A 13,610-nucleotide genomic window follows, 5' to 3' on the forward strand; every position below is an offset into this window, starting at 1 on the left:
TACCTAATGATAGTGACTTAGCTAAGACGACTCTATCTTGTTTTTTTTCATTCGGCGCTTTTGTAAGGTCGTGATTGAGGCTAACTGATCATGCTCTATTTTTATGGTTTGACTGCCATCTGGGCGTGTCACACTTTTGTAGGCATCGCCATCAATATCGTGAAGCTCTCTATTCAAATACCGTCTAGTTTCAAAACGATAACGCAAACCAATAGTAGTGGTTTGTAGAAAACAATAATCAATAATTGTTTGATAATATTCACTGTTAGCTAAAATACGAATTAATTCTACAGCTCTATTTTTTTTGCCTCTGGCAGTCTGCACCACCACATCAACAACACCTTGGTAGGCTCTAATCAAATCAACCGATAACGCCAACTCTTCAGCGGTCATATCATCCACGTCAAACTCTATTAGCACCACTGTCTCTTGTTGTTCATCAGTCTTTTTTTGTTTATCAAATGTCATAACACGTAAAATGTTCGGCATACCGGGAAAAACTTTCGTTCCCAGACCATAACCTGTGGCCCTTAAAACCCCTTGTTGTGGCTGAGTTATTAATGCTTTATCAGACAAATAACGTAAAATTGCAGCCCCAGTTGGGGTAATACGCTCCCCTTGAATGCCATCATCAAAAAAATCGAATCCCATTAATATTTCAGCTGTTGCTGGGGCAGGAACCGGAATAAGGCCATGTTGAGTTTGGACTAAACCACCACCCAAAGGTAACTTTGAAATACTCCAAGAACATTGGGAAAGCGTACTTAAGATAGTGGCGCTTGCTACAACATCCATCAAAGAATCCCAATCGGCTAACTCATGAAAGTGCACATCCTCTAGGGTCTTGCTATGAATTTTAGCTTCTGCCTTGGCAATAATAGTGAATATGTCAATCGCCACTTCAACAACCTTGGCCTCAAGGGAACTCTGCCTCAGCAACTGACATAGATACTGATAGGTTGTATGATGATGACTGTGTTCGTGGTGATGAGTATGTTTTTCAGCGGCCAGTGATTCCAACTGAAAACGCAAGCCACTTATGCCAGAGTTTAATCCTTGGAATAATTTTGCTGTGCCTGCCTCTTCAGGTAACACCATTGCAACGGCTTCAAGCACTTCAGATTGCAACTCCTCAAAGGTATCCAAGATTGCTGCGATAAACATATCACCAGCAATCCCCCCCACTATATCAAGATGAATATGTAAATTTTTACACTGAAAAGCCATAAAATTGCTACCACTGGGAATGAATGTAAGAACAACAAACTATTGATTATTAAAGTTGTCTTTTGTTGCCCATAAACCTAATGCAGGATTACTGACATAAAACACCTCTTCTCCATCTTCGAGGGTATTCCAGCCATTTTCCATCTTTTCAATGGGGTAACGTTTAAGCATGTCTTTGTAGTGGCAATATTGATAATTCACGGATTCAATTTCTGCTTTAGTGACACCGTCATCAGGACAATAGGTCACCTTAAAACGATTGTCTGCAGTGCCATGAATCAAATGTGCTGCCGCTGACAGATTATTTTCAAGTTCAGGGTTTTCATTAACCGCAGCCAAGGTTTCATCTGTGGTTTTATAGCCGTATTTTCGTATTAATTGATCAATTTCAATATCTTCACCAAAACGATGTAGGCCTGGCGCCAATATAATCAATTCGCCATCATCCGCCATGGCCATGCGTGTGCGATAAATCGCTTTGTTACCCAACCAAGTAGTTTTAAATTCAGCGGGCTCTAAAAATACTATGGCTTTTTGAATCGGTTTATCTAATAGATTTAAGTTCAGCTGTTGACTTAATTTACAGGCCTCTACATAGGTGTCATCTTGATTTCCACAAAAAACCCCTTGCAGCGCTAGCTCTCCATTTTTCTTGCCTAGTACAGTCAAAATAAATTCTATAGGCAAGTGGCGAAGGTAAGTGTCAAAACCTTCGTTTAACGCTTTGCGAACCGGCGTATAGGTGCGTCCCATTATACGTTCCATGCCATAAACCGCGCCTAAAAAATGCGATTTATGAATAGTGTCTTCTCCACCTGTGCCTACTAATATATTTTTAGTGTAATTGGCCATGCCAATCACTTCATGGGGCACTATTTGCCCAACGGAAATAATCAGATCCCACTTTTTATCTAGCAGTAATTTATTAACTGCAACTTCCATTGAACAGTTAAGCTTATCGTCAGATAACTCAGCGATGCGAGCTGCGGATATCTCACCAAGCTTGACTACATCGGTACGCCAAAAATGCGGTAAAAACAATTCCTTTGGAATTTCAGTACCAAACATGCCATCAATTTCTTTGTCCGACATAGGCTCATGGGTACCTAAAGCCGGTAAAAAGAAGATTTCTGCTTGGTCTTTTAATTGCTGGTATAGGTAAGCAGTAATAAACCCTGCCTTTGAGTAAAATCGGGTAATGTCAGGTGGCAGAATTAAGATGCGCTTTGCTTTGGATGCTTTTTGCGCAATAAAGTCATCGATTATATGTCTTAAATTGTCATCAGATAAAGTGTTCTCTGTGTCAACACAATGTATTGGATAAGTCATAAGTTCACTTCCTTTAAAATTTGAGTCAGCATTGCGTCTAAAGGATGGGCAATTGAAACGGTTATGGCATCCACAGGAGGCTCTAATGTTTGTAATTGACTATCCAACAAGGTGTCTGGCATAAAATGCGATTCTCGAGAGGTTAAGCGAGAATGCAATAGAGCTTTGTCTCCTTCTAAATAGACAAACTTGACTACATCTGTAGTGGTTGATGACAAATAGTCACGATAAATTTGTTTCAATGCTGAACAAGCCAATACAGCACCACCGGCTCTTTCCCACTCTTTAATCTTATCCGCCAACAATGTTAACCAAGGCTTACGATCTGCATCCGTTAATGGGATACCATTTGCCATCTTTTTAATATTTTCCGGAAAATGGTAATCATCTGCATCATAAAAGGGTATACATAATTTTTCACTGAGCATTTTCCCTACTGTGGACTTACCACAACCACTTACGCCCATTACAATATAGATCATACACACTCTCTCATTCGTTATTACTGTTGTTCTCAGCAATAAAACTAGTACAAACCCAAAAAACTTAAGTAAAGCCCACTGTTCGCCAAAATATAGCTGACTGCCACTAATTTAAATAACATGACTAGAGATAAAGGCATTAATGGTCGAAGCATTTTTATCAAGGGTGTTTTGACCACCACACTTTGAAAAACCTAAAAAGAACACATGTCTTAGTGCTCGTCTAGCACTACGCCACTAAAGCGAATTTTCAAGCTTAAGAAAATAAACACTTAGACTCTTCCTTCACTATTTCTGTCCACTAGCAGTATGTATATCGAATGATTCTCAAACCGATTAAATCAAACAGTTTTGATAACCTTCTTTTGCCAATCGATAAGATAAATCATGGGCTAATTCAAATGCGGCACTTTCTGTCATGCGGTGCTCGGCCACTAGCTGAGCCAAAAATCTGCAATCAATTCTTCTTGCGACATCATGCCTTGCCGGAATCGATAAAAATGCGCGGGTATCATCGTTAAAACCAACAGTATTATAAAAACCCGCTGTTTCTGTGACTTGATGACGATATCGCAACATCCCTTCAGGCGAGTCGTTAAACCACCATGCGGGACCCAGTTTTAAACAAGGGTAATGTCCGGCAAGCGGTGCAAGTTCACGGGTATAATTATCTTCATCAAGGGTAAAGAGGATAATACGTAACTCTTTTTCATTACCGTATTTAGATAAGAGTGGTTTGAGACTGTTCACATATTCAGTGCCCACCGGAATATCGCAGCCTTTATCGGCACCAAAACGTTGAAAAACCGCTGTATTATGATTTCTGTGTACCCCTGGGTGAATTTGCATCACCATGCCATCTTCTAAGCTCATTCCGGCCATTTCAGTTAACATTTGACCACGAAATAGCTCTTGCTCTTGAGCCGAGGCTTCACCAGCGATGATCTTTTGAAATAACGCTTCGCAAGCAACTGCAGATAAATCGGCAGTTAAGGGTGTAGCATGGCCGTGATCAGTCGCAGTTGCCCCGTGATTTCTAAAAAATTCGCGGCGGTTACGTAATGCATTTAAGTAGCCCTGCCATGAATACACATCTTCGCCCGTTAAGGTGCCAAGTGTTTGCATGTTTTTGCTGAAATTTCTAATTTGTGGATCAACTACATCATCGGGCCTAAATGTAGTGATGACCGTTTTATCCAGCCCAGTACCTTTTAATTTGGCATGATGGCTTAATGTATCTGTTGCCCCTTCTGTAGTGGCTAACAACTCAATATTAAAACGTTTTAGTAGCGCTCTAGGGCGAAAGGCGTCAGTGGCTAAGGCTTGATTGATAGTATCAAAAATATACTCAGCATTGGCTTCATTTAATTCGATTTCAAAACCAAATACTTCACAAAATACATAGTCCATCCAGCCCCTCGATGGCGTGCCTTGAAATAAATGATAATGTCGGGCAAACACCTTCCATATTTTTAAGTAATCAGTTTCACTATTACTTCCATCAAAGGCGCGAATTCCAAGGCTTTCTAAGGTTATTCCTTGGCTATATAACATCCGAAACACATAGTGATCGGGAATGATTAGCAGCTCAGTGGCATTATTAAAACAATCATTTTCAGCAAACCACCGGGGATCAGTATGGCCATGAGGGCTAATAATAGGTAAGTCTTTAACACTATTGTACAAAGCACGACTAATGTCTCGTTCAACAGAATTACTGCTAAATAAACGGTCAGGATGTAAGGTGAAAAGGTTATCTGCTCGGCTCATAGCGTTCTCATTTAATAATTCTAAAAATTGTCCGTTCGTTTAACGTCAATATTAAGCGTTGAAAGGACTTTCCTTAAAAGTGCTAGCTATCTCAGCATAGGCTTTTTGGATAGGGGTAATAAAGCTGACATTATTTTTTAACGAGTCAGGTAGAAGTCCATCAATCTCTAAAAAATTGCTCACATCTTCGTTACTATTTCCTTGAAACTGACTCACAGCTGTCAATAATTCTGTCGCTCTAGGATCATGTACCGCTTGTTTTTTCACATAACTGACACGAATAAAATGTATCCAAGCAGCCACCACCATAGATAAGGACTGGATACTTCTATCCGCCCCAATATTATTTTGAATTGGCGCCAAGGTGCGCACCGGAATTTTGATTGAGCCATCACAGGCAATCTGGCTGAGCAAATGTTTAATTTTAGGGTTTTCAAAGCGCGCCAGAATAGCGCGAGAATAATCCTGCAAATTGAGTCCTGTGGGGGCGTCTATGGTAGGAATAATTTCGTTATCCACTAGTGCCACTAAAAAGCTTTTAATCTTTTCATCTGAAATAGCTTGGTAAACAGTGTCGTATCCGCTCAATAATCCAATATAAGCAAGTGCTGAATGTAAGCCATTCAAAATTCTAAGCTTGGCATTTTCAAAAGATTCAACATCAGGTGTAAAAATAACGCCAACTTTTTCCCATTCTGGGCGTTCCATATTAGGACAGGCTTCGATCACCCACTGAGCAAACATCTCTCTTTGAACAGGTGCCTCATCAATTAAGCCGAGCTTATTTTTAATTAGGTCCACAGTATCCTGTTCGGTTTTAGGAGTAATACTGTCGACCATGGTATTCGGAAAGTGGATTTCTTTATCAATCCACTGCGCTAAATTCTCAGAGATTTTACTAGCGAATTGAATAACCGCAGATTTTAGTTTTCGGCCGTTTTCAGGCAAGTTGTCGCAGGCAATGACATGAAAGGGCTTAATACCTTTTTTAAAGCGCAAGTTAAGTGCAGCAACTATTAATCCAATTGCAGAGCCCGGTTGTTCGATTGACGCTAGATCGTTAATGATTTCTGGCAGTGTCTCATCTAGAACCCCCTGAGCATTTAAACAATAACCTTTCTCAGTGACCGTTAAAGAAACAATTTTAGTTGTTTCAGCTGCCATACGCTCTAAAACGAGTGACGCTTGTGTCTTGACCACTAACACTTCTTTAATTGCGCCTACCACTTGGAAACTGTCTTCTACATCTAAAATAGCCGTGGTGTACAAACAATCTTGTTTGTTTAACTGAGCTTGTAATGCTTGGTTACGAAAACTAACAGCACATATTCCCCAATCACCTCCCCCTTGCAGGTTCAATAATTGCTCGGTATACATTGCTTGATGAGAGCGATGAAAAGCGCCCAAACCTAAATGAACAATACCAATGTTAACCTCATCTCGCTTATAGGAGGGATAAATAACATCTGTACTATTATTTACACAATCTTCAGATTGCAAAAATATTTGGTTCAATTGCCTGGGGCTATCTTGCATATACTGCCTGCTATTTAATAATGTTATAGAGGAGCAAATAACCTTGCTCAATAATAATACGGGATGGTACAACCAAAAAGACAATAGCGTCAAGTGGCCTTACCAATATTGCGTAGTGATTAGATACGGTAGAAAAATATTCAAAATACATGAAAAGCAAGTACGAATAGTGAGGTGCTGAAGACTGAACTCGGAATAAGTAACCCAGTAGTTATTCCGAGTTCAGGTTAATCTTTAAAAATTAATAACATCATTGTCATAGTGAACATGACTTTACTGCTAAAAATAGTAAAACGATGCCTAAAGTTGCTCTTCAGCAAACTCTGCCAACCTACTGCGCACGACACCATCTAAATTGATTGTGGCGCTGCCAGAGAAATTCTTAAATTTCTCAACTATGTAGGTTAAACCTGATGTGACTGCGCTTAAGTAATTACTGTCTATTTGTGCCAAATTACCACTACAAATTAACTTAGTTCCCTCTCCACAGCGGGTGATAATGGTTTTTAGTTGCGAAGCTGTAAGATTTTGTGACTCATCGAGGATCACAATGGCATTTTGAATACTGCGACCACGCATAAAATTGACTGATTTAAACTGAATATTGGCTTTTTCCATGATGTAACTCATTGAGCCTTTCGCGTTTTCATCATTTTTATGCAGCACTTCTAAACTATCAGTAATGGCAGAAAGCCAAGGCGCCATTTTTTCTTCTTCGGTACCGGGCAAAAAGCCAATTGATTCAGCTATTTCAGGGGTGCTTCTGGTGACAATAATTTTGTCGTACATATTTCTCTCAACGACCATTTCAAGTGCTGCAGCCAAAGCTAAAAGTGTCTTACCGCTACCAGCAGGCCCAGTTAAGATCACTAAATCAATATGGGGATCAAGTAATGAGTGCAATCCCATTGCCTGACCAATATTTTTGGGTGTAATGCCCCAAGCTTTACGCCCCATGAGTCGTTCGAAACCTAGGTCTAAAATCTCCAAATGCTCACTATTGACGGACTCAACTAAACCAGCAAAATGTTGGCTTTCATCTAATAAATATTCGTTTACATAGGCTTCTGGTAATACTTTACGATCAATAGTATGAATAGTGTCTCGGCCTTCTGTTCGACTATCTACAGATTTCACTTCATCCCAAAAATTTCCCGTAAACTGATGAAACCCTTTCGACAAATATTTGATGTCTGTGACCATTTGGTCGGTACGATAATCTTCAACATGAGCCAAACCAGCTCCCTTTGCTTTTAATCGCATGTTGATATCTTTAGTGACCAATACCACCTGTTTCGAATGTTGCGCTTTTTGTAAATACAGCGCGCTATTAATAATGCGGTTATCGTTTTCGTTACTGGTAAAAACTTGTTGTGAGACAGGCATGCCATGATCAACAAAAATAGAAAGGCTACCAGTAGGAGCTGAGTCTCCAGCACCCATTCCTTGCATTGACACACCCTGCATTAGTTCTTCAGGTGTGGCTTCGTGAAGTAAATCCTCCATTGCTCGAATCGAAACACGGGCATCTCTTGCCACATCTTTTTTGCTGTCTTTAATGTAGTCCAGCTCTTCAAGCACAGTCATAGGAACAACAACGTCATTTTCTTTAAAGGACAAAAAGGCGAGTGGTTCATGGAGGAGAATATTGGTGTCTAAAACGTAAATCTTTGAACTTAGTGCTTTTTTTCTTGGCATCCGGCGCTCCTGAAGGACTTAGATAAAGAACCTGCCAGTTAAATCATGCTGTCGCTCTAGTAGTAAACACTTGTGCTCAAACAAACTTAACTACAGGTTTACGAGCCCACAATAAAACACTTTCTCTAGACAATCATCTACTTTTAAACAGTACTAGATAAATTTTTTGCTACAATGCGCGCCCTTCACGGCGGGACCGTCGTGAGGCGAGTATCAAAAGCAGCAATTCAATAAGTAAGGACAAGACCATGGCTAAGCAACAAATTTTTGCCTTAGGGCAACGCTGGCTCAGTGATACAGAGACTGATTTAGGTCTAGGTACCATTGTACAAATTGAATCACGCACAGTGACAGTATTATTCCCTGCAACCGGCGAAAGCCGCGTCTATGCTGTCCAAACTGCTCCATTGACTAGAATTGAGTTTGTGATTGGCGATGCTGTAAAAAGTCACGAAGGCTGGGAGTTGTTGGTTGAACAAGTTCAAGAAAAACATGGTCAACTTATTTATATTGGACATCGAATTGATAACCACCAAGCTGTCACCTTAAAAGAAACCTTCATTGATCACCATTTCCAACTCAATCAGCCAGAACAGAGATTATTAAATGGCCAGTTCGACGACCCCAAATGGTTTGATTTACGTGAACAATGCCTTTCTCATCAATTTGATCACAGCACCTCTGCGTTGCTTGGTTTTGTAGGAGCAAGAGTCGATCTAATACCCCATCAATTACATATTGCCTCAGAAGTGGGTAGACGCCACGCCCCGAGAGTTTTATTGGCTGACGAAGTAGGCCTTGGTAAAACCATTGAAGCGGCGCTAATTATCCATCAGCAATTGTTAACTGCTAGAGCACAACGGGTATTAATTGTAGTGCCATCGAGTTTAGTACATCAATGGTTAGTAGAAATGTTACGCCGAGTAAACTTAGCGTTTTCGGTATTTGATGAAGAGCGCTGCGAAGCGATGTCTGAAGACTCAGGCAATCCATTTGAAGCAGAGCAACTGATCATCTGCAGTCTAGATTTTTTAACCCACAATAGCCGTTATTATCAACAAGCGTTAGAGGCTCAGTGGGACTTAATGGTGGTAGATGAGGCCCACCATTTAATTTGGTCCGAGGGCCAACCTTCACAGCAGTACCAAGTAATAGAAGGGTTAGCGAATGTCACTAAAGGGGTATTACTTCTTACTGCGACGCCTGACCAACTCGGCCATGAAAGCCACTTTGCTAGACTTCGCTTACTCGATCCGGCACGTTTTCATAACTATCAAAGTTTTGTGGCTGAAGAAAGGCAATATAGTCAATTGGCGAACGCCATTGGTCCCTTGCTTAGCGGTGCAAAACTTAGCGATGACAATATACAAGCGATCAGCCAGTTTGCAGACGCTGATATGTTACAAGACATCAATGTTTCCAGCCAAGAGACAAAAACCAAACTCTTGCACACTTTATTAGATCGCCATGGTACAGGGCGGTTGTTATTTAGAAACAGTCGAGCTGGCGTGAGTGGTTTTCCAAGTAGACAATTATATGCATACTCATTAATTCAACCCATTGAATATTCTTCGCTGCTGTCGGAAGATCCAAACAACCTACAATTACAATTAACCCCAGAAAGACATTCAGATGTAGTCAATACTTGGGTAAATATTGACCCTAGAGTCGATTGGTTTATTAGCCAATTAAAATCATTAAAGGGTGAAAAAGTCCTAACGATTTGTGCCAATGCCAGCACAGCATTGCAATTATCTGAGGCTTTGCGTGTTAGAGCAGGCACCCGTTCAACCGTATTTCATGAAGGGATGGGTATTGTTGAGCGCGACAGAGCGGCCAATTATTTTGCTCAGTCTGAAGATGGCGCTCAAGTGTTAATTTGTAGTGAAATAGGCAGTGAAGGACGTAATTTCCAATTTGCGCATCACTTGATTTTGTTTGATTTACCTTTAGTGCCGGATCTTTTAGAGCAACGTATAGGCCGTCTGGATCGTATCGGACAAAAACACGACGTCTGTATTCATGTGCCTTATTTTGATATGACAGCTCAACAAGTGTTACTCGATTGGTATCATCAGGGATTGGGCGCGTTTGAACATACTTGCCCAACTGGTATGACTGTTTATGAAGAAACCCAAGAATTGCTGCATGCTTGCATCCAAGCACCCAAAGATATTCAACAATCAGAGCTGTTAATCAATCAAACAGCCAGTTTGCACCGAGCCCTCAAACTAAAACTTGAACAAGGTAGAGACAAATTACTGGAACTTAATTCATCAGGTAAAGGGCGAATAGATGCTCTTTTAGAGCAAATATTGCAAGCGGAACAATCTCCTAAGCTTGAACTCTTCATGACTCGTTTATTTGATGCCATTGGCTTGTTACAAGATGACCATGGTGAAAGTTGTTATCTATTGCGACCTACCGAAACTATGATTAGCCCTCTTCCGGGTTTGGACGAAGAAGGTATGACTGTTACCTATGAGCGCACCACTGCAACACTATTGGAGCACGTGACTTTCTTGAGTTGGGATCACCCCATGATTCATCATGCGATGGATATGTTGACCACAGACATCATAGGAAAAAGCTCGATTGCTTTTTGTCGAGATAAAAGCAAGCCCGCTGGTGCGTATTGGCTAGAATGCCTTTTTGTCCTTTCGGCAAAAGCCGCTCATGGTTTACAACTGTCACGATTTTTACCACCAACACCGATTAAGATATGTATTGATGCCAATTTAAAATTGGTACACCAACAATTCATTCAATTAGAACCGGTATTACCGAAAATGGGTAATCAACTAGTCAGTGCATTAAAAACCCAGTTGGAGAAATGTTTAGATAATGCACAGCAGCAAGCCGAGCAGCAATTACAATTGGTAAAAACTAAGCGCATCAGCCAGATGCAAGAATTGTTAGGTGCCGAACTGAGCCGGTTGCAAAGCCTACAAAAAGCGAATCCCGCTATCCGGGATGAAGAAATTACCCATGTAGCGAATCAAATTGAAAGTCTAGAAAAAATCATGGGCGAAGCTAAGTTAAATCTCGAAGCCGTCAGGTTAATTGTGAACAATCCCAAATAGGCACTGACAGATGGCCCTGATTAATTACAGCCCCCCAACGAGTCCTTACATGGACATCATTTCACAGGATGACGATATAGTAGTACTTAATAAACCCAGCGGTTTGTTAAGTGTCCCAGGCAAAGCTAAAGAGCATGCTGATAGTTTACAAACTCGTGTACAGAGAGTGTTTCCCACGGCAACAGTAGTTCATCGATTAGACATGGCGACTTCTGGCATAATGGTGATGGCCTTAAACAAGCCTGCCCATAGGCATATTTCCAAACAGTTTGAATTACGTGAAACGGCTAAAACCTATCAAGCCATTGTGTTTGGCACAGTACAACAAGACGCAGGAGAGATAAATCTACCTCTTATTTGCGATTGGCCAAACCGTCCAAAACAAATGGTAGACCATGAACGAGGTAAAAAGGCCCTCACTCACTGGCGAGTACTTGAACGAAATAGTCACTCTACTAGAGTGGAACTCAAACCTGTTACGGGTCGTTCACACCAACTCAGAGTACATATGTTAAGTATGCAACATCCTATTATAGGAGACCGACTGTATGCCCACGACCAAGCATTAAGTATGGCAAATAGGCTAAACTTGCATGCTATGTTTCTGAGCTTTAGACATCCGGTCACCGAACAAAAGTTACATTTTGAGTCACCCGTGCCTTTTTAAAAAACTACATCCGCGGTTTTATTTTTTAAGTTGTTCGTTGCGCAATAGCCCAAACATATTCATGTCATGAAAATCACTATTCCAGTAGCATTTTCCACGCAAAGTTCCTTCAAAACGAAACCCCAAACTTTTCACTAATGTTTCTGACGGCTTATTGCTAGGTAAAATAAGTGCCTCTACACGATGCACATAGAAATGAAAACTGTCGGCAAAGATAAAATTTAAAATACTGGCCACCGCTTCAGTTGCGTACCCCTTACCCCAATTATCCTTGGATAACTCGTAACCTAGCACTGCACTGTGATCAAACTCGTTCCAATTGGTAAAACCGCAGGTACCTAAACACTCACCAGTGGATTTATCACGTATAGCCCAACGTATCCCTGTATTACTAGCAAACCTAGCGTCAAAATACTCTATCAGTCGGTCCGCTTCATCAATAGTTTTGAAGCGCTCTACATCATAATGTTCGACAACTTTAGGATCGGAAAATATGGCAAACAAAGACTCGCGGTCCTGTGCTGTGAGCCTATTGAGTAATAAGCGCGGAGTTTCAATTGTTGGAAATGCTAAAATAGTCACCCAACCTCACATAAAAAATGGCAGTTATGCCATTATTAACGAAATAATGTTGAGTGCAAAATTAAAGTACTACTTAATAGTTTCCGATAAGCTATGTGAGTTACTTATTCAGAGTCATTATCGTTATTAAATTTCTGTTATTATTCGTTCTCGCTGCACTGTGTTCCCAAAGTTTTGCGGCCCCTGATAAACAATTACTAAGAAGATTGGATATTCAGCGTGGGTTATTTGCTGACACTTACCAAAGTTTCGAAATAGACGAGCAGTCGGTCATTTACGTGTTGCAAGAAAACACAACAGCCATTACGCGTGGTGTAGCGTTGTTGGTTGCAGATACCGGCATTCCCATAGTGGGCTCTGAAGGATTCGCAGCATTAGCCAATGAACTCAACAAAATTGGTTGGGTCACAATTTTGCTCCCTGCTCCAGACTCTGGTTTTATGCCTACAATTCAACAAGAGTCTATCGCGATAGAAGAAAATGAGGACATAGCGGCGGAAATAGAAACCATTTCTCCCCCCGAAACACCAGAGCCTAATCCTGCTGAATTACCAGAGACTTTAGATATCAGTAAATCTGCAGTCACCATAATAGACAATCTCGCATTTTTACAACACGAACAACAATTGGTTGCTCTGTTACAGGCTGCCACTGAAAAAGCCCAAGAATACCCAGGCTTCTTATTAGTCATCAGCAAAGGTACAAGTGCCGCGTGGTTAAGTAAAATTTATACAGAGAAAACATTAGAAAATCCTGACGCATTTGTGGCTATCAGCCCTTTTTGGCCAGACAGAAAACATAATCAACGCCTTCCATTTTGGATTGCCAACACCCCAATGCCGGTATTAGACCTGTTTAGTGGTTGGGATAACGGATGGGCACAAATGACTGTTGCACAAAGAAAAATAGCAGCAATCAAAGCACTAAAACTGCAATATCGACAAAGAGAATTGCTCGGTTTTAATACGTCATTGCATCAAAGTGATTACATTAGTAAAGAAATTTATGGCTGGATAAGCCGCATGGGTTGGTAGTTGATCCGAGTTGTTAGGCCTCAAAGTTACCCTATTCACCATGTACAAATTTTAAAAAAAACGTCTATTCGCTGTAAAAATAAAAATTCTAGCTATACTTGAGTACAATTGTCACCTTCAAATAAGACGGTTTATATTTGTGTCCACAGTGAGTAATTTCGTACATCGTAAGTCCAAACAACTGGCATATTTTGTCCGGGGA

General features: G+C 40.7%; 10 protein-coding genes. 3 read left to right on the plus strand and 7 right to left on the minus strand.

Annotated features, from left to right (window positions below; all coding sequences use genetic code 11):
• Positions 1 to 21 precede the first annotated feature (21 nt).
• The 6 genes from AAC000_RS12330 to AAC000_RS12355 form a co-directional block, all read right to left on the minus strand.
• The gene (locus AAC000_RS12330) at positions 22 to 1,227 is read right to left on the minus strand and encodes a LarC family nickel insertion protein (RefSeq protein ID WP_339723091.1); all 1,206 of its coding nucleotides are present in this window, start codon (positions 1,225 to 1,227) and stop codon (positions 22 to 24) included.
• Between the two features lie 39 nt (positions 1,228 to 1,266).
• Entirely contained in the window at positions 1,267 to 2,556 is a 1,290-nt protein-coding gene (locus AAC000_RS12335) for a lactate racemase domain-containing protein (RefSeq protein ID WP_339723092.1), read from the minus strand.
• Entirely contained in the window at positions 2,553 to 3,038 is a 486-nt protein-coding gene (locus AAC000_RS12340) for a gluconokinase (protein ID WP_339723093.1), read from the minus strand. The genes AAC000_RS12335 and AAC000_RS12340 overlap by 4 nt, the downstream gene beginning before the upstream one ends.
• Before the next feature lie 336 nt (positions 3,039 to 3,374).
• On the minus strand, positions 3,375 to 4,808 hold the full coding sequence (gene uxaC / locus AAC000_RS12345; protein ID WP_339723094.1) for a glucuronate isomerase: 1,434 nt from the start codon (positions 4,806 to 4,808) through the stop codon (positions 3,375 to 3,377).
• A gap of 51 nt (positions 4,809 to 4,859) precedes the next feature.
• The gene (locus AAC000_RS12350; RefSeq protein ID WP_339723095.1) at positions 4,860 to 6,344 is read right to left on the minus strand and encodes a mannitol dehydrogenase family protein; all 1,485 of its coding nucleotides are present in this window, start codon (positions 6,342 to 6,344) and stop codon (positions 4,860 to 4,862) included.
• A 300-nt stretch (positions 6,345 to 6,644) separates the two neighbouring features.
• Positions 6,645 to 8,042: a PhoH family protein gene (locus tag AAC000_RS12355; RefSeq protein ID WP_339723096.1), complete on the minus strand. Its 1,398-nt coding sequence runs from the start codon at positions 8,040 to 8,042 to the stop codon at positions 6,645 to 6,647.
• A gap of 248 nt (positions 8,043 to 8,290) precedes the next feature.
• Here AAC000_RS12355 and rapA point away from each other — a divergent pair, with 248 nt between their 5' ends.
• Together rapA and AAC000_RS12365 are read left to right on the plus strand one after the other, a co-directional pair.
• The gene (rapA, locus tag AAC000_RS12360; RefSeq protein ID WP_339723097.1) at positions 8,291 to 11,125 is read left to right on the plus strand and encodes an RNA polymerase-associated protein RapA; all 2,835 of its coding nucleotides are present in this window, start codon (positions 8,291 to 8,293) and stop codon (positions 11,123 to 11,125) included.
• A 10-nt stretch (positions 11,126 to 11,135) separates the two neighbouring features.
• Complete coding sequence (locus AAC000_RS12365) at positions 11,136 to 11,792, plus strand: RluA family pseudouridine synthase (protein ID WP_339723098.1); 657 nt, start codon at positions 11,136 to 11,138, stop codon at positions 11,790 to 11,792.
• An 18-nt stretch (positions 11,793 to 11,810) separates the two neighbouring features.
• Here the strand turns inward: AAC000_RS12365 and AAC000_RS12370 are convergent, their stop codons facing one another.
• Complete coding sequence (locus AAC000_RS12370; RefSeq protein ID WP_339723099.1) at positions 11,811 to 12,374, minus strand: GNAT family N-acetyltransferase; 564 nt, start codon at positions 12,372 to 12,374, stop codon at positions 11,811 to 11,813.
• Positions 12,375 to 12,469: 95 nt separating this feature from the next.
• On the opposite strand from AAC000_RS12370, the gene AAC000_RS12375 reads away from it, so the two are divergent.
• Positions 12,470 to 13,408: a DUF3530 family protein gene (locus AAC000_RS12375; RefSeq protein ID WP_339723100.1), complete on the plus strand. Its 939-nt coding sequence runs from the start codon at positions 12,470 to 12,472 to the stop codon at positions 13,406 to 13,408.
• Positions 13,409 to 13,610 lie beyond the last annotated feature (202 nt).

Source organism: uncultured Paraglaciecola sp., assembly GCF_963977085.1.
Taxonomy (GTDB): Bacteria; Pseudomonadota; Gammaproteobacteria; order Enterobacterales; family Alteromonadaceae; genus Paraglaciecola.

What these genes read in the sequence shown, in the direction of transcription:
- AAC000_RS12340 (WP_339723093.1), bottom strand. Translation starts at nt 3,038, where the DNA reads ATGATCTATATTGTAATGGGCGTAAGTGGTTGTGGTAAGTCCACAGTA.
- AAC000_RS12365 (WP_339723098.1), top strand. Translation starts at nt 11,136, where the DNA reads ATGGCCCTGATTAATTACAGCCCCCCAACGAGTCCTTACATGGACATC.
- AAC000_RS12350 (WP_339723095.1), bottom strand. Translation starts at nt 6,344, where the DNA reads ATGCAAGATAGCCCCAGGCAATTGAACCAAATATTTTTGCAATCTGAA.
- AAC000_RS12355 (WP_339723096.1), bottom strand. Translation starts at nt 8,042, where the DNA reads ATGCCAAGAAAAAAAGCACTAAGTTCAAAGATTTACGTTTTAGACACC.
- rapA (WP_339723097.1), top strand. Translation starts at nt 8,291, where the DNA reads ATGGCTAAGCAACAAATTTTTGCCTTAGGGCAACGCTGGCTCAGTGAT.
- uxaC (WP_339723094.1), bottom strand. Translation starts at nt 4,808, where the DNA reads ATGAGCCGAGCAGATAACCTTTTCACCTTACATCCTGACCGTTTATTT.
- AAC000_RS12335 (WP_339723092.1), bottom strand. Translation starts at nt 2,556, where the DNA reads ATGACTTATCCAATACATTGTGTTGACACAGAGAACACTTTATCTGAT.
- AAC000_RS12330 (WP_339723091.1), bottom strand. Translation starts at nt 1,227, where the DNA reads ATGGCTTTTCAGTGTAAAAATTTACATATTCATCTTGATATAGTGGGG.